This is a genomic window from Bartonella sp. AA2SXKL (assembly GCF_042197205.1).
Classification (GTDB): domain Bacteria; phylum Pseudomonadota; class Alphaproteobacteria; order Rhizobiales; family Rhizobiaceae; genus Bartonella.
This window is the reverse complement of sequence record NZ_JBHIRN010000012.1, coordinates 1-22959: the sequence shown is the minus strand read 5'-3', so window position 1 is coordinate 22959 and position 22959 is coordinate 1. Positions and strand designations below refer to the sequence as shown.

At 38.2% G+C, this 22959-nt stretch carries 15 protein-coding genes, 3 pseudogenes and 1 riboswitch; of the genes and pseudogenes, 8 read left to right on the top strand and 10 right to left on the bottom strand.

From position 1 onward, the window contains the following. Nucleotides 1-494 precede the first annotated feature (494 nt). The 3 genes from ACFINS_RS07710 to ACFINS_RS07700 all read right to left on the bottom strand — a co-directional run bounded on the left by ACFINS_RS07710 (nucleotide 495) and on the right by ACFINS_RS07700 (nucleotide 2941). Nucleotides 495-875 carry a helix-turn-helix domain-containing protein gene (locus tag ACFINS_RS07710; protein ID WP_375706053.1) on the bottom strand — a complete coding sequence of 127 codons (381 nt, stop codon included), beginning with the start codon at nucleotides 873-875 and terminating at the stop codon, nucleotides 495-497. Nucleotides 876-2058: 1183 nt separating this feature from the next. After that, nucleotides 2059-2265 carry a Trm112 family protein gene (locus ACFINS_RS07705; protein WP_273791466.1) on the bottom strand — a complete coding sequence of 69 codons (207 nt, stop codon included), beginning with the start codon at nucleotides 2263-2265 and terminating at the stop codon, nucleotides 2059-2061. Between the two features lie 13 nt (nucleotides 2266-2278). Further along, nucleotides 2279-2941, bottom strand: a complete 663-nt coding sequence (locus ACFINS_RS07700; RefSeq protein WP_375610818.1) for an LON peptidase substrate-binding domain-containing protein — start codon at nucleotides 2939-2941, stop codon at nucleotides 2279-2281. A 446-nt stretch (nucleotides 2942-3387) separates the two neighbouring features. Beyond that, nucleotides 3388-3485, top strand: a riboswitch (glycine riboswitch). Nucleotides 3486-3621: 136 nt separating this feature from the next. Between ACFINS_RS07700 and gcvT the strand changes: the two genes are divergently transcribed. From gcvT to gcvP, 3 genes are read left to right on the top strand one after another with little or no spacing between them, the layout of a single operon-like run. Then, nucleotides 3622-4734, top strand: a complete 1113-nt coding sequence (gcvT, locus tag ACFINS_RS07695; protein ID WP_375612293.1) for a glycine cleavage system aminomethyltransferase GcvT — start codon at nucleotides 3622-3624, stop codon at nucleotides 4732-4734. Nucleotides 4735-4740: 6 nt separating this feature from the next. Further along, on the top strand, nucleotides 4741-5109 hold the full coding sequence (gcvH, locus tag ACFINS_RS07690) for a glycine cleavage system protein GcvH (RefSeq protein ID WP_375612294.1): 369 nt from the start codon (nucleotides 4741-4743) through the stop codon (nucleotides 5107-5109). 5 nt (nucleotides 5110-5114) lie between these two features. Next, nucleotides 5115-7910, top strand: coding sequence for an aminomethyl-transferring glycine dehydrogenase (gene gcvP / locus ACFINS_RS07685; RefSeq protein WP_375706063.1), 2796 nt, complete (start codon nucleotides 5115-5117; stop codon nucleotides 7908-7910). Between the two features lie 1533 nt (nucleotides 7911-9443). On the opposite strand, the gene alr is transcribed toward gcvP, so the two are convergent. Next, complete coding sequence (alr, locus tag ACFINS_RS07680; RefSeq protein WP_375651329.1) at nucleotides 9444-10559, bottom strand: alanine racemase; 1116 nt, start codon at nucleotides 10557-10559, stop codon at nucleotides 9444-9446. Nucleotides 10560-11367: 808 nt separating this feature from the next. On the opposite strand from alr, the gene ACFINS_RS07675 reads away from it, so the two are divergent. After that, nucleotides 11368-12195, top strand: coding sequence for a ferredoxin--NADP reductase (locus ACFINS_RS07675; protein WP_375612296.1), 828 nt, complete (start codon nucleotides 11368-11370; stop codon nucleotides 12193-12195). 34 nt (nucleotides 12196-12229) lie between these two features. Continuing rightward, a pseudogene (locus tag ACFINS_RS07670) lies at nucleotides 12230-12637 on the top strand (ferredoxin--NADP reductase); the annotation flags it as partial. Here ACFINS_RS07670 and eda read toward each other — a convergent pair. Beyond that, nucleotides 12627-13292, bottom strand: coding sequence for a bifunctional 4-hydroxy-2-oxoglutarate aldolase/2-dehydro-3-deoxy-phosphogluconate aldolase (gene eda, locus ACFINS_RS07665; RefSeq protein WP_375706052.1), 666 nt, complete (start codon nucleotides 13290-13292; stop codon nucleotides 12627-12629). The pseudogene ACFINS_RS07670 and the gene eda sit on opposite strands and share 11 nt — an antisense overlap. 115 nt (nucleotides 13293-13407) lie before the next feature. Here eda and ACFINS_RS07660 point away from each other — a divergent pair, with 115 nt between their 5' ends. The 3 genes from ACFINS_RS07660 to ACFINS_RS07650 all read left to right on the top strand — a co-directional run bounded on the left by ACFINS_RS07660 (nucleotide 13408) and on the right by ACFINS_RS07650 (nucleotide 17813). Continuing rightward, the gene (locus ACFINS_RS07660; RefSeq protein WP_375706062.1) at nucleotides 13408-14325 is read left to right on the top strand and encodes a rhodanese-related sulfurtransferase; all 918 of its coding nucleotides are present in this window, start codon (nucleotides 13408-13410) and stop codon (nucleotides 14323-14325) included. Between the two features lie 1695 nt (nucleotides 14326-16020). Then, nucleotides 16021-17154: a type III PLP-dependent enzyme gene (locus ACFINS_RS07655; RefSeq protein ID WP_273791459.1), complete on the top strand. Its 1134-nt coding sequence runs from the start codon at nucleotides 16021-16023 to the stop codon at nucleotides 17152-17154. A gap of 74 nt (nucleotides 17155-17228) precedes the next feature. Then, on the top strand, nucleotides 17229-17813 hold the full coding sequence (locus tag ACFINS_RS07650; protein ID WP_273791458.1) for a GNAT family N-acetyltransferase: 585 nt from the start codon (nucleotides 17229-17231) through the stop codon (nucleotides 17811-17813). 1143 nt (nucleotides 17814-18956) lie between these two features. Here ACFINS_RS07650 and ACFINS_RS07645 read toward each other — a convergent pair. From ACFINS_RS07645 to ACFINS_RS07625, 5 genes and pseudogenes are all read right to left on the bottom strand, one after another. Continuing rightward, on the bottom strand, nucleotides 18957-20528 hold the full coding sequence (locus tag ACFINS_RS07645; RefSeq protein ID WP_273791457.1) for a DHA2 family efflux MFS transporter permease subunit: 1572 nt from the start codon (nucleotides 20526-20528) through the stop codon (nucleotides 18957-18959). A 20-nt stretch (nucleotides 20529-20548) separates the two neighbouring features. Further along, the gene (locus ACFINS_RS07640) at nucleotides 20549-21643 is read right to left on the bottom strand and encodes an HlyD family secretion protein (RefSeq protein WP_375612301.1); all 1095 of its coding nucleotides are present in this window, start codon (nucleotides 21641-21643) and stop codon (nucleotides 20549-20551) included. Between the two features lie 173 nt (nucleotides 21644-21816). After that, a pseudogene (locus tag ACFINS_RS07635) lies at nucleotides 21817-21960 on the bottom strand (transcriptional repressor); the annotation flags it as partial. Beyond that, nucleotides 21957-22115: pseudogene (locus ACFINS_RS07630) on the bottom strand (HlyD family secretion protein); the annotation flags it as partial. The pseudogenes ACFINS_RS07630 and ACFINS_RS07635, both read right to left, overlap by 4 nt. Nucleotides 22116-22288: 173 nt before the next feature. Further along, a complete protein-coding gene (locus tag ACFINS_RS07625; RefSeq protein ID WP_375612302.1) occupies nucleotides 22289-22681 on the bottom strand; it encodes a Fur family transcriptional regulator in 393 nt (130 codons plus the stop codon). Between the last annotated feature and the right edge of the window lie 278 nt (nucleotides 22682-22959).

Below are 22959 nucleotides of genomic sequence, written 5' to 3'. Positions count from 1 at the left end.
TAGTGTGTGGGAATATTCTTAGGCTTGTTTGGCAAGCCTTTTTTAAGTGACTTATATGAGTGGAAAGTCAGCCGTTGAACACTCCCATATTTACGTTTAATAAAAGAGCAAGTTAGCACCATCATCCATTTTTTCAGCACACAATGTCGTTACAGCTCTTGGTATGTGAGACGATTCAATAAGAGGTATGCCTTTTTGTACATTTTTACTCACACGCCAACTTTGCTTGTGTTGTGCAAACAAGAGATTTTGATTGATTCAATATAGAACACGTTTGAAATGAAAGAATTTTACGATATTCGAAACACTTATTCAATATCAATAACGTTAGATTATCATTATAAATCAATGCACTATTTCTAAGTTAAACTCGTTAGAATTCGGATTATTTACAAATCAGATTAGATTAAGCATTTTCATTCTCATGAAGTGTGGGGAGACAGTCACAATTCTTGTCAATATTATTAAGGACTTTGATTATCTTTGCAATGAACTTATGAAAATAAGGGGTTATTTTTTTCATCAGAAATCAACTGCAAAATTGCTCTTTGTTTTTTGCGGGTCAGTATTCTGAAATTTTTTAAAAGTAAATATTCTGCTTTGCTTGCTATTCTGTCATCACAATGATAGAGGTTCTCTTCTTTTTTTGCGCCATCAGCATAAAAGAAGGAAACGGGAACATCTAATATATGAGCAATTTCCTGTAAACGTCTTGCACTTACGCGATTTAAGCCTTTTTCATACTTTTGGATTTGTTGGAATGTTACGCCTAAATGACTTCCTAATTGTTTTTGAGAAAACCCCATGACGTTTCTTCTGAAGCGAATTTTTTTGCCTAAAGAAATATCGTAAAAATGTAGATTTTTAGTTTGCACTTTGTTTCCCCTCCGGTTGCGAGCGCCCTCGCATTAGTATCCGGGGTCTGGAAGTGCTGACTCAAAACAGCCTCTTGCTTTTAGTGCTGAGAGCACTTGGACATAACAAGAGCCCCCGGAAAATCCGGGATATCCGCAAAAAGCGGTTTTATTTCTAGTTTGAGTTTTTCGGGCTTCCAGACCCTATTGATCGTCGCGTATACGACCAAAAACGCAAGTTTCATTCATAAGGGAATTATTTTCAATCGTCAATCGAAATTCAAATTGCTTATTCCAAGCAAATAAAGCGTATTTTTTAGTCTATAGAGTTTATAGAAATATCTTTAAAGTGTGGATATCCAGTCTGTACTTACTACTCCCACCGCTACTCCCACCGGTCGCAAGCGCCCTCGCATTGGCATTCCGGGGGCTGGAAGTGCTGAAACCGATTCAGCCTCTTGCTTTTAGTGCTTAAAGTACTTGGACATAACAAGAATCTCCGGAACTCAGAGATGTCTGCAAAGCGGGTTCATTTTTCGTGTTTGAGTTTTTCGGGCATCTAGGACCTATTGATCGTTGCGTATATAACCAAAACACAAGTTTCATTCATAAGGAAATTATTTTCAATCGTCAATTGAAATTCAAATTGCTTATTCCAAGCAAATAAAGCGTATTTTTTAGCCTATAAAGCTTATAGGAATGTCATAAAAACATAAATGTCCAGTTGTACTTATGTTCCCCTCCTGATTTAGTGTAAGTGCTTTTATATTGTACTTTCGCGATAGATCAACAAATTGATTTGTTATGATAAATCATTCTTTTTAACTAAAAATACAAAGCGGAATATCTTAAAACCTCTCATCACAAATCTTTTCATGTTGGATTAATTAAAATCGCTTGCTTGTACATCATAAGCGGGTGGGCCGTGTGGGTAAAAACAAGGGCTGTTTGAATCCTTTTTTCAGATATTTGTGTTGTGCAAGCGAATGTTTTTTATTGCTTCAGAATGAATAGACTGAAACGAGAAAAGCTGTGCTATTTGGGGCTTTGATTGCAAGGGGTAAAGCGATATAAATATCTTTTAAATCAGTGTATTTCTCTATTGTAAAATGCCTTTTCTCAGAATACGTGAATATTGAGAGACCATATGGATATAGAGGTTTGATAACAGTGGGCTTGTAGAAGGAAATTGCATGAGGATTTTTTATTTTTTATGCGTTATTTCTTCATTGTTTTGCAAAGGGCGCGCTTCTGAGGCAAGCATAATGGGAACGCCATCACGAATAGGATAGGCAAGTTTGGCTTTGAGAGAAATGAGCTCTTGTGTTTTTCGGTTGAAAGAGAGCGTGCCTTTCGTCATTGGGCAGACGAGCAATTCGAGCATTTTGGGATCTGTGGTCATTTTTTTCATGTTTGGACATTCATTAGTTTAAGCGGTAATCTGTTCCTGTTTGTTTCATGAGCGAGCGTTCTGTTAATGCAAGAAGAGTTTGGGCACGGCTTTCGATATCTGGAGCTTCAAGGAGAGCTTGTTTTTCTGCTGGTGTAAAGGGGATAAGAGCTGAAAAAGCATTAACCAATATAGGTGTAGGGGCTTCTATGATGCTGCTCCAATTATATTCCATTTCATGTATGGTTAGATATTTTTCTACAACGTCGAGTAAGTTCTCTCGGTTAATGCTTTCTTCAATATCAAATTCTTGCAAGTCTTTTATGTTTGATTGGATGAGAGCTGTTCGATAGGATTTTGTGTTTTTCAATTCTTGTTCTAAAGTGAAGCGGCAAACACCTTGTAAGATAATGAACAGTTGTCCATTTCCTGTTTCACTGTAGTTTGTAATGCGCCCTATACAGCCTGTTTTATAAAGTTGTGTAGAGAAGCGATCTGTATCCGATGAAAGTGGTTGAATAATGCCCAATAGACGATCAGTTACCATAACATTTTCAATCATTTCAAGTGATTCTGGTTCAAAAATATTGAGTGATAAAAAACCACCGGGTAGTAAGAGTGCACCTTCTAAAGGAAAAAGAGCAATTTGTTTTGGAAGATCATTTTCGCAATTGTAAGAGATATTACCAGCTTTCATGAGTATTTTGTCACCTTTGTTCGGTAGTTTTAGTCTGTAAATAGTCGCTATTTATGACACTATTGAGAAAGCAGAAAACCTACTTCTTGTGCATTAAAATCATACTTATAAAATATTTGAAGTCCTTATTCTCAAAAAGAATATGAAACCCTATTTTTAAGGTTGAACTGCGCGCGAAAGAATATTGCTTTGCGATCTTTTTAGTGTGTGACGTTTTGCATGATTTTCAAGAGGTATTTTTGTTTATAGCTTTTGATTTTTGTCTTAAATTTCCTAAAATGTGTTCCTTGCAATTTTTGTAAGGTTCAAAAGGATAATATTATAAATCTTTTGAAGCAGCTTATGCAAGTTTTAAAATGAGAACATTTTCATCACTTTACTAATGACAGTGTGATGAAGATAGGCTATAGGTTTAAATATGCTGGAAAGAGCGTTATCGTTTCTTTCATTCTTTTGCGGGAGAGTGCAGATTGCAAATTTTCGCATTGCCGCCGAAGGGGAAATAGCCCATAATCTCTCAGGCTTTAAGGACCGTAAAAGGAAGAAGGCAGATCTGGAAAGTCGGGAGAACCCGCGCCGAAGGTGTAAGCGAAAAATTTTTTCGCGAGTCTCTCAGGTTGATGACAGAGGGGGCAGAGACGACCATATTCTGTGGGCGTTAGCGCAGCTTTGGAGTTATTATGGGCACAGCACAAGAAACATCTTTTTTAAAAACACTTCCTTTATATGATTTGCATGAAAAAGCAGGAGCAAAATTTGGTGCTTTTGCGGGTTGGAACATGCCTTTAACTTATCCTCTTGGCGTTTTAAAAGAGCATCTTCATACGCGTGCACATGCAGGACTTTTTGATATTTCTCATATGAAATTGATTGCGGTTGAAGGGGCACAAGCTGTGGAATTTTTGTCCTATGCTTTTCCCATTGATGCAGCAGCTTTAAAGATTGGGCATTCACGGTATAATTATTTGCTTAATGAGCAGGCTGGTATTCTTGATGATCTTATTATTACCCGTTTGGAAGAGGGTCGTTTTATGTTGGTCGCCAATGCTGGGAATGCACAGGCTGATTTTTTAGAATTGGAAAAGCGTGCGGTTGATTTTGAATGTCAAGTGATTGCCCTTGAAAGGGTATTGCTTGCACTTCAAGGTCCTGAAGCGGCAGCTGTTCTTGCTGATGCGGATTTGCCAGGGAATGAATTGTTCTTTATGCAAGGATTCGAACCACAACAGGATTGGTTTATAACGCGTTCTGGTTATACGGGAGAGGATGGCTTTGAAATTGCTTTGCCTATAGGGCATGCGCATATGTTGGCTGAAAAATTGCTGAGTGATTCTCGTGTTGAGTGGATTGGACTTGCCGCACGCGATAGCTTGCGGTTGGAAGCGGGGCTGTGTTTGCATGGAAATGATATTACCCCTGATACGACACCTATTGATGCGGCTCTAACATGGGCTGTTCCTAAAAGTGTTCGAGAAAAAGCACAATTTTATGGTGCAAAGGCTTTTCTTAAAGCACTGCAAAAAGGACCGGCTCGTTGTCGTGTTGGATTAAAACCGCAAACGCGTCAACCTATTCGTGCCGGTGCGGTGCTTCTTGATGATCAAGGTAATGAGATTGGCATTGTAACATCAGGTGGTTTTGGTCCTTCTTTTGATGGTCCTGTCGCGATGGGTTACGTTCCTGTTGATTTTAAAGTTGAAGGGACACAAGTCTTTACAGAACTGCGAGGCAAAAAGATTGTATTATCAGTTCATTCTCTTCCCTTTGTTGAACAACGTTATTTTAAAGGATGATTTTTTATGTCTAAAACTTATTTTACACATGACCATGAATGGCTTAGCGTTGAAGGGCAAGTGGTGACTGTTGGGGTTACGCATTATGCGCAAGAGCAATTAGGGGATTTGGTTTTTGTTGATTTACCACAAAGTGGAACAAAACTTTCCAAAGGAGAGGCGGCGGCTGTTGTAGAATCAGTGAAGGCGGCTTCAGATGTTTATGCTCCTCTTGATGGTGAAGTGGTCGAAATAAATGAAGCCTTGGCTGATAATCCTGAACTGGTAAACCAGAAACCCGAAACAGAAGGCTGGTTATGGAAAATGACATTGCAGGATGAGACACAACTGGAGGGGTTGTTAGATAAAGATGCTTATAAGGCTTTGATTGGATGAGTACCATGATCGAGCGTTCTTTTTCTTCTCGACATATTGGGCTGCGTCCTGATGAAACACAAAAAATGCTTGATGTTTTAGAGCTTGATTGTGTTGAGACACTCATTTCTCAAGCTGTTCCACACTCTATCCATTTGGGACGTTCATTGAATCTTCCAGAGGCTGCTAGTGAAGGACAAGCCTTGGAAGAACTCTCCAAGATGATGGAGCGTAACCATGTGCACAAAAGTTTTATTGGGCAAGGATATCATGGAACTTATGTGCCTCCGGTTATTTTACGAAATCTGTTTGAAAATCCTGCTTGGTATACTGCTTATACGCCTTATCAAGCAGAAATTAGCCAAGGTCGTTTAGAGCTTTTATTTTATTTTCAGACATTGGTTAGTGAACTAACAGGTTTGCCTGTTTCTGCTGCTTCCCTTCTTGATGAAGCAACTGCTTTAGCTGAAGCCAATGCCCTTGCTGTTCGCTTTTTCCGTGAGAAAAAAACAAAAATTTCTCTTCAGAGTCTTTTACATCCTCAGACTTCGAGTGTTGCGCAAACGCGTGCTGAAACACAAGGGATTCAGATTAGCCAAAATGGCGAAATTGATCCTGATACAGCGGCAATTGTTTTGTCTTGGCCAGATACAAAAGGCTCTTTTCATGATTACAGTGAGATCATAAAAGAGGCAAAGGAAAAGGGAGCTTTAGTTATCGTTGTGGCTGATCCTTTAGCGCTTACCCTTCAGGAGCCACCTGCTCAATGGGGGGCAGATATCGTTGTTGGCACTATGCAGCGTTATGGCGTTCCGATGGGATTTGGTGGTCCACATGCTGGTTACCTTGCCGTGAGTGATGCGTTAACGCGTCTTATTCCAGGGCGTATTGTTGGTCAATCCGTGGATACCAAAGGACGCGTTGGTTTTCGTTTAGCTTTGCAAACACGTGAACAACATATTCGGCGCGATAAAGCGACGTCAAATATTTGTACAGCGCAGGCTTTGTTGGCTAATATGGCAACCGCTTATGCTGTTTGGCATGGGCCAAAAGGCTTACAAGAAATTGCGCAGCGAATTCATCATTTAACATGTCGTTTTGTTGCTGGTTTAGAAGCCGCAGGGGTTCATGTTGAAGGGAAAAGCTTTTTTGATTGTGTGAGTATTTCTGTTAAGGGAAAAGCACGAGAAATTGCGCATCAAGCCAAAATAGGTGGGCGCCTTATTCGTGTTCTCGATGATGACACTATTGCAATCAATTTTGATGAATTATCAACAGAAGAAGATGCTGGTGCTTTAGCGCAGCTTTTTGGGGCAAAATTAGGCGATCAGGTTTCTCCACGACTCTTTGGAAAAAAACGGGATGCTGCTTTTCTTTCTCAGCCTTTTTTTCATGCGGTTCATTCAGAGACAGATATGATGCGCTTTTTGCGTCGTTTAGCGGATAAGGATTTGGCGCTGGATCGCGCTATGATCCCTCTTGGTTCTTGTACAATGAAGCTTAATGCAGCTGCTGAATTGATGCCTGTAAGTTGGGCTAGCATGGCCAATATACATCCCTTTGTTTCACTAGAGGATGCTGCGGGTTATTTGGAGATGATCAACCAGTTAAATGCGTGGTTGTGTGAAATTACAGGATTTGCGCAAGTTTCTTTTCAGCCAAATTCTGGTGCTCAAGGTGAATATGCTGGGCTTTTGGCTATCCGACGATATTACCAATCACGGGGAAAACATCAACGTACAGTTTGTCTTATTCCTGCATCTGCGCATGGTACCAATCCAGCCTCGGCCCATATGGCAGGGATGGAAGTCGTTGTGGTAAAATGTTTAAGCGATGGTGATGTTGATGTAGACGATCTCAAGATGAAAGCGCAATTGCATAAAGATAAATTGGCCGCTCTCATGATTACTTATCCTTCAACCCATGGTGTTTATGAGGAAAGTATTAAGGAAATTTGTTCTATTATTCATGAAAATGGCGGACAAGTTTATTTTGATGGTGCTAATCTCAATGCCCTTGTGGGTCTTGCTCGTCCTGCAGATATTGGCGCTGATGTTTGTCATATGAATCTTCATAAAACATTTGCTATTCCTCATGGTGGTGGTGGTCCTGGTATGGGACCAATTGGAGTTGCAGTGCATCTCAAACCATTCGTACCAGGTCATGAACAAGATGGGACAACGCATGCGGTTTCGGCTGCTCCTTATGGAAGTGCGTCTATTCTTGCAATTACATGGATGTATATTCGAATGATGGGGGCTGATGGCTTAAAATATGCAACACAAATAGCCATTTTAAATGCCAATTATATTGCTGCACGTCTTTCAGCCGCTTATTCCATTCTTTATCGGGGCAAGCATGGACGTGTTGCGCACGAATGTATTGTGGATACACGCGTGTTGAAAGAGCAGTATGGGGTGAGTGTTGATGATATTGCAAAACGTCTCATTGATTATGGATTCCATGCGCCCACGATGTCGTTCCCTGTTCCGGGAACTTTGATGATTGAGCCAACGGAATCTGAACCAAAAGCAGAGATTGATCGTTTTTGTGATGCTTTACTCTCTATTGCTGAAGAAGCGAAAAAAGTTGGTAGCGGGGTTTGGCCAAAAGACAATAATCCATTGGTGAATGCCCCCCATACAGTGGTAGATACTTTAGATGATGCTTGGGCACGACCCTATTCGCGACAAGAAGCTGCTTTTCCCAACAGTTTTCTTGATCCAGCCAATAAATATTGGCCTCCTGTATCGCGTATTGATAATGTTGCGGGAGACAGAATGCTCATTTGTTCGTGTCCACCATTGGGAAATACCTATTAAATAACAAATATATATTTAATTTGTTTATTTGCATGAACGAAAAAAGCCCACACATTTTGTGTGGGTTTTGTACTTGTTGATCATGTTACTATGGAATTATTTGTCTATTTTCTAGAATTTTGCATTGTTTTTTATAACATGAGCAAAATCGAAAAAGTCGACAAAAAGCTGTGTTTTGTCGGCAATAGGCATGCTCTCCTTTGTCTTCTACCGTATGACATGGTTTTAGTGACTAGTCGGCATTGGTCTAGCCAGCTAATTCATGTAAACGAGAGCGAAACCTACGGGGGATAGGTCACGTCTGTTGCATGTGTTGTGATATACTCCTTCTCACTAGGGTGACGACGACCGGTTGTAGAAAGAATAAAATCAATTTTAGTGTTTTTGATGATAAAGACACGCGAAACTCTGTTGTTGCATCTTTTCGAGTCAAGAATTGTCTAAATATTTCTCTTTAATCTGCTTTTTATAAATATGACGCAAAAATATGTAAGAACACCTGTCAGAATGAGCAAACGCAAAGCCAAATGTATTATGGTTGTTTTTTACAAGGTATCTTATAAAAAGCCGGCACATCTTTCCACTTCATTGCAAGTCAGTTTGTGACTTTACGGCGCTGTTTTCCTAAGAGCTCGTGTGCTTTAGCTGTTGCCTGTAAATCAACATCCAAACTTAATGCAGCAACATGTCTTGAGCCAGAGATTGAGAAAAAAAGAGCTTTATGAGTAGTTCCTGCTTTTGTCTGTCAGATGAGGGCGGGGATTGCGTATTTCTGTTGACGTAATCTTTGAAACTGGAAGACAATCTTATTTTGGAAAATGTAAAGCCGTAAGGTGAAAATCAATCCTCAGTTTGTCATCTCCTCTTAATTCAGCTTTATGGCTTTCAAAAGCATTTAAAGCAATGTTTTTTAAATAATGGGGATTACACATTGCTCCATACTTTATATTTATTGTGTTCTTTAGTGGGGGAATGATCCTCATGTAAAACAGAACGCTCCAAAAAGAATATACTTGAGTTGTTAATTCACGTGTTTGTTTTAAAGAGACACTTCGCTCCCAATCCCATTTCGCGACGGCGCTCGTGAATGGTGTAAGGGTAAATCCATTGATTCCCCACTATCTTTACGCTTCATAACGGAGTAAGCTGGGCACTATCATACACTTTGCCAGCGCCTAATGTTATAGCTCTTGGCACTATGGTTCATAAGAGGCATTATTCTTTTCTTAAATCATTTTTATCTACACATAGTTCAGCTTGTGGTATGCAAGCGAATGATTTTAATTGGGAAATTAATTTTAAAAACTTTGTAGTAGATTCTTTTTTGTCAATTTATGGGGAAAGGCTAAGTTTTTGTATTTTAGATGAAAGCTACTTCCATAAAACAGTCCATCAACTTGTCTGTTTTGAGATTTCTGTGAATGTACGGTGTCTATGACCATTCTGTGTGGTTGATTGTTGTAAAATCTTTTGTAAAAGCCCCTCAATTTTCTAAAATGATGATTTTTATCAATTTATTTTTTTAAAGAGTTTTTATGTGTAAATGTATTTATAGCGGGAGCCAAGAGATGTTAGAATTTCATTGGGAAGGGTATCGGCATCTATAGATACTTTTTCAAGTGTTTGATGGGGACCAATGAGTTCTACCCAGTCACCAGTTTGAGGTTTTTGTTCAAGATCGGTCGTATCTACAATAATGGAATCCATAGAAACCCGCCCAACCATGGGAAGTTTGTGCCCGTTGAAATAAACAGTTCCTTTATTCGAAAGAGTACGGAGCCAGCCGTCTGCGTAGCCTATAGAAATGGTTGCAAGAGTGCTTGGTCTGTTGGTTATAAAGCTTTCTGCATAACCAACAGGTGCTCCTATATCAACAACGCGGCTTTGAATGACTTGGGCTTCAAGTTTTAAAACAGGTTTCAAAGGTGATGGGTGTTTTCCCCGCGGATCAACTCCGTAAAGTGCAATGCCTGGACGAACAAGATCAAAATAAAAATCTGATCCTAGAAAGATACCTCCAGAATTGGCAAAGGAAACTTTGCAAGCAGGCAATTGCGCAAGGATCGTTTTGAAAGAAGTCAATTGGGCATAATTTGATGGGTGGGTATCATCTTCTCCGTTAGAAAGATGACTAAGAATATATTTTATTTCTGCTTTTTCGAAAATTGTAGGGTGTTTGATGAGTTTTTGTAATTCTTTTTGATCCAGTCCTAATCGGTTCATATGGGTATCGATTTGAACAATTGCTGGAAATTTTTTATCTTTTTTTTGACAAATTTTTTGCCAATTTTCAATGGCATTCCAAGAGTTTAGAACAGGAACAATACCAGATTGTGCGACAAACTCTTCTGCTAAGTGTGGAAGTCCATTCAGAATGGCAATTGTGACATTTGATGGTAAAATGCTTTTTAATTGGAGTGCTTCTCTGATTTGGGCGACAAAAAAAGTGCGACAACCAGCTTGATAAAGGGCAGGAGCAATTTTGTGAGCTCCTAATCCATAGGCGTTTGCCTTTACAACTGCTGAACATTGTGTTGGAGCTACACGTTTGGCTAAAGTAATATAATTGGCAACAATGGCACTGACATCGATGGTTGCTACAGCTGTATAGAGTGATGTATCTATTTCATCATTAACGGATTTGTTCATTTTAAAAGCTTATCTGTGTTCGTGAAATACGGAGTTTTTTTGGTTGTTTCATTGAGGTTCTTTACGATATAGGGGAAAGACACTATTTGCTATGGTCAAAATCATTAAGAAGCCTATGCTGCCATTAAAGTCGTTTTTTATGTAAAATGGTACTCTAGATATAAGAGATAGTTTAGTTTTATTTGTGTTGTTATCAACATGGTATCTTCTAATGATTTGTAAAACATAGACTTTTTTACTTATTTTCCCTCGTTTAGGCATATAAAAAAATAAACATAGTTTATTGTATTGTATCATTTTGAAGAGTGCAATGTTAGACTATTATTGCTGGTGTGATTGTTGTGATTAAATATTGCATTGGCTTCTTATTTAGAGAAGGTAAAATGATTAAATTAACCACGTTAAGTCAATGTATTACAAGTTTTCTACCATGAGGGGGAAGATCACTCATCTGTGCAATTTTGGATGTCGTCTCATGCACTTAAAATTATTTTTATTGAATGGAAAACAGTGTGTAAACACTTTTTGATACATTAAAACTGTTGATTTAGAAAACTCGTTGATTTGGATATTATTTGTTTTCAAGATGGATTGGGTATCCAATATTTACTTTCTAGTCTTTGATTGGTTTTAAGTGAAATCAATTTTATCGCTGATAGAGCGCGCTAGACTCATTTATTTAATTTTGACATAAAAGTGTTAACCTTGAGGCTTTTGTGTTGAGAAAATTGTTGGCAGATGGTTGTGCAAGTACTATATCACGTCAAGGATTCGAAATTTAACGTTCAATAAAGATATGGGGAAGAGTATGAATACGTCTGCTACCAATGTTCCGTCAAGCATCAGCAGCGTTGCAAATTTTCCGATTCCTGAGAATGTGTTCGCCCTTACTGTCCAAGAGGTTTGTCACTATACAGATCGGTTATTTAAATTCCGTCTGAATCGTCCGGAAAGTTTTCGTTTTCGTTCGGGTGAGTTTGTTATGATCGGTTTGCCAAATGCAGAAAAGCCGATTTATCGCGCTTATTCGATTGCAAGTCCCTTTTGGGATGAACAGCTTGAGTTTTTTTCGATAAAAGTTCCAGGGGGACCTTTAACCGAGCATCTCCAAAAAATTAAAATTGGTGATACAGTTCTCATGCGTAAAAAATCTACAGGAACGCTGGTGCTTGATGCTCTTATTCCTGGAAAACGTCTTTATCTTCTTTCAACTGGGACGGGGATTGCTCCTTTTGCAAGCCTTATTCGTGATCCTGAAACTTATGAAAAATTTGCAGAAGTTGTCCTTATTCAAACAACGCGCGAAAAAAATGAGTTAATTTATGCAAAAGATCTTGTTTCCTCTTTGCAACAAGATCCACTCATTGGAGAGTATGCACAACAGTTGAGATTTTATCCTATGACTACTCGTGAAGCTTCTGAGCATATGGGTCGTATTACAACTGTGATGGAAAGTGGGGACTTTTTTGAAACAACAGGCCTTCCTAAGATTCATCCTGATGAGGATCGGGTGATGATTTGTGGTTCCATGGCTATGTTAAAAGATTGCGCAAGGATGTGTGAAAGCTTTGGTCTTGTTGAAGGGGCCAATAATGCTCCTGCTACTTATGTTGTAGAGCGCGCTTTTGTGGAGTAATGAGTGGGAAAGTTGATGCTTTATCTTCTTTCAAACCGGTACGGTTTTTTTTTCTTTTGCAAGCTTTATTCGTGAGCCTGACATTTATGAAAAATTTTCAGAAGTTGTTCTTATTTAAATAACGCGCGAAAAGAATGAGTTAATTTGTGCAAAAGATCTTGTTTTCTCTTTGCAACAAGATTCATTCATTGGGGCATATGCACAACAGTTGAAATTTTATCCTATGACTACTTGTGAGCTTTCTGAGCATATGGGGCGTATTACGACTGTTATGGAGAGTGGGAGCTTTTTTGAAACAATAGCACTCCCCAAAATTCATCTCGATGAAGATCGGGTGATGATTTGTGGTTCCATGGCAATGTTAAAAGATTGCGTAAGGATGTGTGAAAGCTTTGGTCTTGTTGAAGGGGCTGATATTCTTGCACTTTATATTAGATTGTAGAAAGAGCTTTTTTCGAGGGAGAGGGAAGTTGTGATGCGGTATATGCTAATGCAGTAATCGAATCCCAATCACTTATTGCAATGAGTTGTTGGGGCGCTATCCAAGAACCACCAACGCAGAAGACATTGGGCAGTTGGAGCCATTGTGTTGCACTTTTTTGTGTAATACCGCCTGTTGGGCAAAACCGGATATCAGAGAAGGGAGATGCTAAAGCTTCAATGAAGGAAATACCTCCAGCAGCTTCAGCAGGGAAAAATTTAAGATATGAATAGCCTTTGTTTAATGCTTGCATGAGTTCACTTGGGGTCATTGCACCGGGAAGAAGGGGAATTTCACTATTTTTTGCACAATTGATTAGTTCATTGGATAATCCGGGGCTTACAATAAACTTGGCTCCAGCTTGTTCGGCTTTTTCGTAATGTGTTGTGTTGAGAATTGTGCCGGCTCCAACAATTGCTTCAGGGACTTCTTGTATGATTTTCTGAATTGCTTTGAGGGCATTTGGTGTTCGCAAGGTGATCTCAATTGTTTTTAATCCACCTTTGACAAGAGCGCGTGTTAACGGTACAGCACTTTGTAGATTGTCAATGAGTAAAACAGGTATAACAGTTTGTCCTTGGAGATATAATAAAAGCTTTTCTCTTTTTTGGCACATGATATTTTTTCTTCTTGGTGATGATATTATTTGTATCGTTTGATTAAGCACAATATGTTAAAGAGTACATGAATAAATCTTGAAATTGAATGAAACGCGCGTTATGGCAAAACACATGGAAAAGAATTTTAAAGTTGCTGCACTTTATTGCTTTGCAGATTTGAAGCATTATCATCAATTACAAAAACCTTTGCAGGATTTATGTCAAGCAAAGGATATCAAAGGCACTCTGCTTTTAGCACAAGAGGGCATTAATGGAACAGTTGCTGGTTCTTGTGATGCGATTGAGGCATTGGTGGATTTTATTACGGCTGAGCCAGCGTTTCAAACGCCGGAGATTAAATATTCATGGGCATCAAAAATGCCTTTTCATCGCATGAAAGTGCGGTTGAAAAAAGAGATTGTGACAATGGGGGTTGAAGGGGTTGATCCGCTAAAAGTTGTTGGTACTTATGTCGATCCTGAAGATTGGAATGCTCTTATTCAAGATGAAGAGACAATTTTAATCGATACACGGAATGACTATGAATATGCGATAGGGAGTTTTCAAGGAGCGATTGATCCGCAGATTAAAACATTTCGCGAATTTCCTGAATGGGTGCGTAAACATGAGGCTGAGTTAAAGAAAAAAAAGAAAATTGCCATGTTTTGTACAGGTGGTATTCGGTGTGAAAAATCAACAGCTTATGTTCGTGATCTTGGTTATGAGCAAGTCTACCATCTAAAAGGAGGTATTCTAAAATATTTAGAAAAAATTCCAAAAGAGAAAAGTTTATGGTGGGGTGAGTGTTTTGTTTTTGATGAGCGTGTTTCTGTTCAACATGGTCTTGAAGAATGTGGACGCGAATTATGTCGCGCGTGTCGTTCTCCTCTTAATGCTGAAAGCAAATTATCGCCTCATTATGAGGAAGGTGTTTCCTGTGATGCTTGTTATAACACGCGTAGTGAAGCCGATAGAGAGCGCTTTCGTGAGCGCCATAAGCAATTTCAATTGTTGAAGTTGCGTGCAATTGATTCTCATCAAGGGACATAAGGATATCGTAGTGTAGAGTTTTAAGTTGTAGCGTTTTTCTCTTAAATTTAAGAGAGAAGAGTTTTTTATATTGGTAGAAAAATATTTCATAAGACCGGATATTATTCGGTCTTTTTGTTTATATTAAATTATTTGACTTATAAATAATCATTATAGATTGTTCGCTCTCCTTGACTTATAGGATTGAGTTTTCAAATACTTTTCATTTAAAAATAGAAAAGCCGTTCACCAACAGCGCAGAGGAGGGAGATTATAGTTTAAGAGAAAAGCGTATGAATAAGATGTGATTAATAAGAGGAGATGAAAAAGCAGATGCTAGGTGGAAAAATAAAATGATAATAGGAGTTTATGATTTCAGAATTTAATATAATACATTAATTTATAATGATAATTTATTATTCATTTGAATAAAAGAGTTCAATATTGTGAACTTTGTTGCTTTCAGATTAGATGAGAACGAATCGCGTAAAATTCATTCGCTTGTACGTTGCAAATGGGAGTAACGTGTGGACAAAAATCATTTTAGATAAGGTGTTATGAAACATTTCAATGTAGGAGTTTCTGCAATATTGGGAGTTGGCAGATAGAATGGGAGCGTTTGTTTTTAATTTCATAAGTATAAAGAGGGTGAGATGTAGTTGATCTATATTATACAAGCTATATTATACGGGGATTTCTTCATGATATTTTGCTTAAGCGATGCTGTGAAATGAATGTGGAAGCAGGGATGTTTTTAGGATGTAAATGAGAAAGATAATGGTGTTTTGTTGGGGGAAGGACACGTTATCTTTAAAGACTATGGTGCTTCAGTCGTTACTATCCTCAGTCTTCAATGTTGGTCATCTTTGCATTTGAGAGGATATATAAGAGGTACTCCTTTTTTCAATTGTTTTTTATTTGTGATGCGCAAAAGAATGATTTTAATTGATTCATTGTAAGAGGGTTGAAATAAGAGGATTTTATAATGGGATTTTTGTTTAAGGGTACAATAATAAATTATCATTATAAATTAATGTCTTGAGTAATTTATTTTGCGTTATTTTCTGCTGCGGATATTAGGAGATAGAATAGGGTAAAGAAACGAGGGGCTTTAAACGCAAGACAGTGATTTATGTTGCACAGATAATGTAAGGGGTGTGATCTCATGAAAGCGGATGGATGGCTTTGTCTGGGGAGAGTGTTGTTTTTTCGCATCATTTTATCTTTAAGAATTAAAAAATGTTTAAAATTAAAAAAATGATTGAAATGAGAAAGAATTCGTTTTATAGGATGCCTTGCCCAAAGTCGCACGTGCCTGTGGGTGTCCGCTGGTTCTCAAATGGTGAGATTAACCGGTACGGTACCTGGAACTAACCGCTCCAGTCATTCTTACAGCCAATTGCAAGAATGAGGACATCTTGAAGCAACGACGGTGCGGGCCTTTCTGGTGTCTTCCAGCTTTTAAATGCTGGGATAACTATAGAGGCACACCTCATTGCCTTCAGTGCGGAAGTGGTTTTCTCAACTCCAATCAAAAAGGCAGATAAAATAGAATAACGCGGTTTCGCGCTGTTCTTTCGCAGCATGCAATGCTAATTTCTGGTTTTTTGTAATCAGAATGGGGATGGTTGTTGTGTGTTTTTTGTCCTTTAGCTTTTGGCAGCTTTGGCTGTCTAAGCATAGAGTGGGGGAGCGTTCCCTCAAGGAGAATTGCAGATGGCAACGCAACGTATTCGCGATTTTCTTGCAACACATCGTTCTGAAGGTCCATGCTTAATTGTTGACCTTGATGTTGTTCGTGATAACTATTTAAATTTTGAAAAAGCTCTGCCGCAGTCTCGTATTTTTTACGCAATAAAGGCAAATCCAGCTCCTGAAATCTTGCGTTTGCTAAGTTCTTTAGGATCTTCTTTTGATGCGGCTTCTGTTGCAGAAATTGAAATGGCTTTAAAAGCAGGAGCAACGTCAGAGCGTATTTCTTTTGGAAATACGATTAAAAAAGAGCGTGATATTGCACGAGCATATGCATTGGGAGTTTCACTTTATGCTGTTGATTGTGTTGAAGAAGTGGAAAAAATTGCGCGTGTTGCTCCAGGAGCACGTGTTTTTTGCCGTGTTCTTACCGATGGCAAAGGTGCAGAGTGGCCATTGTCACGCAAATTTGGTTGTGTTCCAGATATGGCGGTTGATGTTCTAAGACGGGCACACCAATTGGGTTTGCAAGCCTATGGTGTTTCTTTTCATGTTGGATCTCAGCAGGTTGATTTGAGTGCGTGGGATCGTGCTTTATCGGATGCTTCTACAGTTTTTAAGCGTTTGGAACAAGAAGGCATTTCACTAAGGTTGGTGAATATGGGGGGCGGTTTTCCAACGCGTTATTTGAAAGATGTCCCTACAGAACAAGCTTATGGTACAGCAGTTTTTGATTCATTGAAAAAGCATTTTGGTAATCGTATCCCTGAGACGATTATTGAGCCAGGACGTGCGATGGTTGGCAATGCTGGTGTTATTCGTACAGAAGTTGTTCTAATATCTAAAAAAGCTGATAACGATAATGTACGATGGGTTTATCTTGATATTGGGAAATTTAATGGTCTTGCTGAGACTATGGATGAAGCCATTCGTTATCCTATTGAGACACCTCATGATGATAAGGTGATGGAGCCTTGTATTTTGGCTGGACCGACATGCGATTCGGCAGATGTTCTCTATGAAAAAACACCTTATCCGCTTCCTCTATCCCTAACGATAGGAGATGAAATATTGATTCATGGAACGGGTGCTTACACAACAACTTACGCATCGGTTGCTTTTAATGGTTTTGAGCCTTTACGATCATATGTGATCTGACATTTCCTTTTAACTATAGTTTTTTAAATTTTTTGCTATGCTCGTCATGGCGCTGTAAGAGGGCGGTTATAGAGATGAACATGATTAATTTTCAAACAAAAGATGGGGCATGTTTTACACTTTTATTGGAGCAAGAAGCCGATAAGCCTTATCGAGAAAATTTGCTTGATTCAATGATGGGGTATGGACGTAAACGTAAATCATCAGAGGTTTTACGTCGTGGTCGTTTGGCTGCTCAAGGGCTCTCTTTTGTGGTTAAAAATGTGCTTGGAGAGCTTGTGGGAAGTGTCCGTCTTTGGCATGTTTCTTTTTCTAAAGAAAAAAATGAAACACAACATGCTTTACTTTTAGGCCCCTTGGCTGTTGCGTCTGAATGTGCTGGTATGGGAATAGGATCAATTTTAGTCCGACATGCAATTGAAACAGCAAAAAAATTGGGATATGGCGCCATTTTGCTGGTAGGGGATTTTGAATTTTATCAACGTTTTGGCTTTTCAAATAGTTTAACAGAAAATTTGGCAATGCCTGGTCCTTACGAAAAACATCGCTTTCAAGCGTTGGAACTGATACCACATTATCTTTCTGGGTGTTATGGCACTTTGGTTCCTAGTGGAGAACGAGAAGTTTCAAATCGTTTTCAGCATCATAAAGTCGCTTGAAGATAGTGTTTATTTCGTTTTTCAGCAGCTGCCATTGAGAAGAGCATAGCGTTTTGACAGTGCCAAGGTATTTAGCGGTACAAAGTTTTGGGGAGTTGTATTGCGATTTTATTATATGGCTTTTTCTTTATGGGGCTGGTTTCTTATTTTTGATAATTTCAGTTAAGTGAGTAAGAATATATTTTAAGCTCATTTTTTGAAATAGTGTCTTATTTTATAATACTGAAGGAACCGGATTTTTGAGTTGTCTTGTGTTCTTTTAAAGTCGCTATCATCATACAGTTTTCCAGTTTTCAATATCGTTGATAAATCTTGCATAAAAACGGTTGGATATTTTACTTTTTTCTTAAACAGTTTTTATTTCTTTGCTTTTTATGTGCAAGGGAATGGTTTTGATTGATTCAATAGAGAGATATTTTGAGAAATTTTATACCATTTCAGCTCTTGTTGAAAGAGAAGGGGCTTAAGAAAGAAAAATATGTAGCAGTAGAATCAAAATTGTAAGTATCAGCTTTTTTTAAAGAGTGTAAAAAAATAAAATTACATGTTTAAAAGCAGCTTTTTTGAAAAAAATATATCATTACTTTTTTGCTATAAAGGTAAATCGTTTTGCAATTGGCATGAGAGTATCAAATACAAAATGATTTTCTCATGTAAAATTTTGCATTCAGAATCAAAAAAAAACGTTATCCTACACATTATAAGAGAAATATGTGCGTGAATAAAAATCACAAGAATCATAAATCTTTTATGAATATTCTTGTAAGAATCAAAAGAGTGAAGGGCACAGAATCTTAACAAAATAGTTTTTATGAGGATAGTAGCGTAAAAAGGGGGTAGATAGATGAGAGATTTAATCTTTTGTGCCCTATGGTGATAAATCAAAAATCTTATAGAAATGGCTGCTTTATCTTTATGGTGTGGAGCACTTTAGATAAGCTCTTTGTTTATTATCATCTAGAACAATTTTTGTATGCGAGAAGTTGTTTTTAAGTGCGGAAAGAGCCCGCATTAAAAGAATTTTTATCAGAAGAATCATTTAGAATCATATGTTTATTTATACTGTCTCTTGAGACAAGATAAAGTGCATAGGAAACGAGCAAAGTGATAAGGATAAAAAATATTTCTCAATTTTAATTAAGCTTAGTGATTTGGTGGTGAATCCATGAGAGGTGGTATTTTTTTGAGAAACATGGTCATAAATGTCAAAACACCAAAAATGATGGTTATGATAAAGAAAATATCACTAATAGCCATAATGGTTGCTTGTATGCGTACCATACCAAACAATTGAGAAAGAGCCAGAGTATAGGAATCAAAGGTTTCTGTTTTGAATAATACAGTAAGATTTGAAAGCATTTCAGTTGCTTGTCTGTTTGCGTAGTTAAGAGTTTCGGCTATTCGTTCATGATGGAAGTCTGTGCGTTTTGTTATGAGAGTGTTGATAATGGCAAGCCCTACAGCCCCACCTAGATTCCGGGTGAGATTAAAGAGTCCGGAAGCATTTTGCATCCGTTCTGGTGGGAGTGTTCCCAAGGCAATATTATTAATAGGAACCATACATAACATTACAGAAGCACCACGGAAAACTTGCGGCCAAAAAAGCTGCCAAAAATCCCAGTTATCTGTGATAGAGCTCGCCATCCAAATACCTATTGCAAAACCAAAAAGTCCTATTGCCATCATTAAACGTGCATCCATTCGTGCTGAAAGAAATCCAGCAAGCGGGGCAGTTAATAACATGACGAATCCTGAAAGAAACAATGTTTCTCCAATCATGAGGGCATCAAAGTGGCGGATTTGGCTTAAATAGACAGGATAAAGGTACGTGAGTCCATAAAGGCCTATTCCCAATGAAAAGGAAAAAATGGATGCAGCTGAAAAATTAAAATTAGAAAAAGTAGAGAGATCTACAATGGGTTCTTTTACTGTAAAAGCACGCCAGAAGAATAAGGCTGCAGCAAGAATCATGGTAATGAACAAATCCCGAATCAGCGTATCACTCAGCCAATCATGACGTGCTCCTTCTTCTAGAATATACTCTAAAGTTCCCAAGAAAGTAGCCATAGAAATGAATCCTAACCAATCAAACTTCTTCATTAAAGAGGGATCAGCTTTATCAAAATCAATTAATTTCCAAGCGAGAATTGAGATGATAATCCCGCAGGGTACATTGATGAGAAAGAGCCAATGCCATGATGAGAGATGACAAATATAGCCTCCCACGGTTGGACCAATGGTGGGGGCCAATGTTGCTACTAGTCCAACAATAGGGGTAACAATTGGGCGTTTGGAAGGAGGAAAAAGAACATAAGAGGCGACAAAAACGCTTGGGATAATTCCTCCACCAATAAAACCTTGTAGTGCGCGATACAAAATCATCTCTCCAATAGATGTTGCTGTTGCACAAAGAACAGAAGTAATCGTAAACCCGATCGCTGATATGGTGAAGAAAACACGTGTTGAAAGCAATCTTCCTAAAAATCCAGAAAGCGGCAACATGATGACCTCAGCGATGAGATAGGAGGTTTGAACCCATGAAATTTCTTCAGAGCTTGCTGTAAGACCCGCTTGAATTTCAGCTAAAGAAGAGGAAACGATTTGGATATCTAAGATTGCCATAAACATGCCAAAAGACATAGCAATAAAAACTACAATTTTGCGCATTCCTATGCGTTCTTGAGACTGTATGAGCTCTGGTATGGAAGATGTCATAGTAAGATCTTCTACTTTTTTTATAAGAGACTTTTATCTTGTGGCTTTGTACGTGTATCAATTTTCACTGAAACACTCATTCCTGCTCGGATATGTCCGGTTTTTAAAACTTCTTCTGGAATAGAAATACGTACGGGAATGCGCTGGACAATCTTTGTAAAGTTACCGGTAGCATTTTGTGGAGGCAGAAGAGAAAAAACAGCGCCTGTTGCGGGCGAAATAGAAAGCACTGTTCCTGTAAAAACATCATCTTCGAAGGCATCAACAGAAATATAAGCTTTTTGTCCGGTATGAATGTCTTGTAGCTGTGTTTCTTTATAGTTTGCTTCAATATAAAGTGCATGTATGGGGACTAACGCCGCAAGACGTTGGCCATTTACAACAAAATCTCCCGTTTTTGCTGTTAAATTTCCTATAACTCCATCAAATGGCGCTCGTATAATGGTCGAATCAAGATCACGTTGTGCTTTTTTACGCGAGAGCTCTAAACTCTTTGTTTCGCTTTCTGTTTCACTTCGTTGCGCTTCTAGCACTCGGATATTTGCACGTGCTGAAGCCATTTTTGCATCCGCTCTGTTAACATTCGCAATGGCTTGTTCATAAGCGGATTTGGCATCATCAACATTGGATTGAGGAGCATAACGATTGGCTTTCAGTTCTGTTACACGTTTTAAGGTGAGTTGTGCATTGGTTGCTATGGCTGAAGCGGCTGCTTTTTGTGCTTTTGCATCATCTAAAGAACTACGAGCGGCTGTGATTTGCGCATCAATGCGTAGAAGTGTTTTTTTCTGTGTGTTAAGATGCGCTTCTGTTTGATCTAAGGCTATTTTATAATCACCATTGTCTAGGTAAAATAAAACATCGTCCTTTTTTACAACTTGGTTGGCTTTAATGGCAATTTTTTCAATATACCCATTTAATTTAGTCGCAATAGCGGCTATATCTCCTTGCACATAGGCATCTTCAGTGGACAGCATATAACGCCATTGCGTCGTCCACTTATAGCTAAACCAAAGTACAAAAAGCGCAAAGACGATAAGAAGAGCCTTGATTACTTTTTTTCGTTTCATTTTATCGAGATTTTTTGTTGAAAAAATGGTCTCAGATACGGACATGATTTTATACTTTCAATATTTATGTTCTAACGAGTATAATAAGCCTCTCACTCTAGGGTAGGGTGATATATGCACGGACGATAAGAGCTTTTCCAACAATAAGGCGATCCCTGCTACATAATACTAAATATATAAACTTGCAAGTTAGAGATCTTATTTTCAAGTTAGATGTCTTATTTTATTGCGCATTTTTTACAAAGACCTCGTACTTCTAGGGTGCTTTTGTGTGCTTGGAAGCCAACCGCTTGAACCATCTGTTTTAAACTTGATACAATCGTTTGATTTTGTATTTCGTTGACTGTGCCACAGTTTAGGCATCTTCAGTGGACAGCATATAACACCATTGCGTCGTCCACTTATAGCTAAACCAAAGTACAAAAAGCGCAAAGACAATAAGAAGAGCCTTGATTACCTTTTTTCGTTTCATTTTATCGAGATTTTTTGTTGAAAAAATGGTCTCAGATACGGACATGATTTTATACTTTCAATATTTATGTTCTAACGAGTATAATAAGCCTCTCACTCTAGGGTAGGGTGATATATGCACGGACGATAAGAGCTTTTCCAACAATAAGGCGATCCCTGCTACATAATACTAAATATATAAACTTGCAAGTTAGAGATCTTATTTTCAAGTTAGATGTCTTATTTTATTGCGCATTTTTTACAAAGACCTCGTACTTCTAGGGTGCTTTTGTGTGCTTGGAAGTCAACTGCTTGAACCATCTGTTTTAAACTTGATACAATCGTTTGATTTTGTATTTCGTTGACTGTGCCACAGTTTTCGCAAATTATAAACGTTGTAAGTTCATGTTGACAGTTTTCAGGGTGTAAACAGACCATAAAGGCATTTACACTTTCAAGACGATGAATACACTTTAACTGTACGAGCTTTTCTAACGCACGATAAACTTGGAGAGGTGCGCGAAAACCTTCTTCGCGTAAGTGATTGAGAATCGCATAAGCACTTAAAGGCCCTTTTGCATTTTTTAAAGTATTTAAAACCAATGTTTGGTTACGCGTCAGTTTAGATGACATTGACATCTTCCTTTTGCTCCCATGGAAAAGCATAAAGCGTGTAAGATATTTATGCAATGGTGATTATATAATATGTACTCTATCTTTAGCCTTTTACATGACATCCTTGCGATATGTAAGAAAAGTTACAATCGTTGTGAGGGGAGGGTATTATAATCTGAAAGCCGCCGCTATCAGGCATGAAAGTTTTATACGCTTCTTATTTTTCCAATAATGTTTTGAAATAGGATTTTTTGTTCAATATTTTATTGGTAAAGTTTGGGTTATTTTATTTAAAA

Excerpts from the sequence above, each read along its gene's own strand:
- ACFINS_RS07705 (WP_273791466.1), bottom strand. The coding sequence starts at position 2,265 with ATGAAAAAAATGACCACAGATCCCAAAATGCTCGAATTGCTCGTCTGC.
- ACFINS_RS07700 (WP_375610818.1), bottom strand. The coding sequence starts at position 2,941 with ATGAAAGCTGGTAATATCTCTTACAATTGCGAAAATGATCTTCCAAAA.
- gcvT (WP_375612293.1), top strand. The coding sequence starts at position 3,622 with ATGGGCACAGCACAAGAAACATCTTTTTTAAAAACACTTCCTTTATAT.
- gcvH (WP_375612294.1), top strand. The coding sequence starts at position 4,741 with ATGTCTAAAACTTATTTTACACATGACCATGAATGGCTTAGCGTTGAA.
- gcvP (WP_375706063.1), top strand. The coding sequence starts at position 5,115 with ATGATCGAGCGTTCTTTTTCTTCTCGACATATTGGGCTGCGTCCTGAT.
- alr (WP_375651329.1), bottom strand. The coding sequence starts at position 10,559 with ATGAACAAATCCGTTAATGATGAAATAGATACATCACTCTATACAGCT.
- ACFINS_RS07675 (WP_375612296.1), top strand. The coding sequence starts at position 11,368 with ATGAATACGTCTGCTACCAATGTTCCGTCAAGCATCAGCAGCGTTGCA.
- eda (WP_375706052.1), bottom strand. The coding sequence starts at position 13,292 with ATGTGCCAAAAAAGAGAAAAGCTTTTATTATATCTCCAAGGACAAACT.
- ACFINS_RS07660 (WP_375706062.1), top strand. The coding sequence starts at position 13,408 with ATGGAAAAGAATTTTAAAGTTGCTGCACTTTATTGCTTTGCAGATTTG.
- ACFINS_RS07655 (WP_273791459.1), top strand. The coding sequence starts at position 16,021 with ATGGCAACGCAACGTATTCGCGATTTTCTTGCAACACATCGTTCTGAA.
- ACFINS_RS07650 (WP_273791458.1), top strand. The coding sequence starts at position 17,229 with ATGAACATGATTAATTTTCAAACAAAAGATGGGGCATGTTTTACACTT.
- ACFINS_RS07645 (WP_273791457.1), bottom strand. The coding sequence starts at position 20,528 with ATGACATCTTCCATACCAGAGCTCATACAGTCTCAAGAACGCATAGGA.
- ACFINS_RS07640 (WP_375612301.1), bottom strand. The coding sequence starts at position 21,643 with ATGTCCGTATCTGAGACCATTTTTTCAACAAAAAATCTCGATAAAATG.
- ACFINS_RS07625 (WP_375612302.1), bottom strand. The coding sequence starts at position 22,681 with ATGTCATCTAAACTGACGCGTAACCAAACATTGGTTTTAAATACTTTA.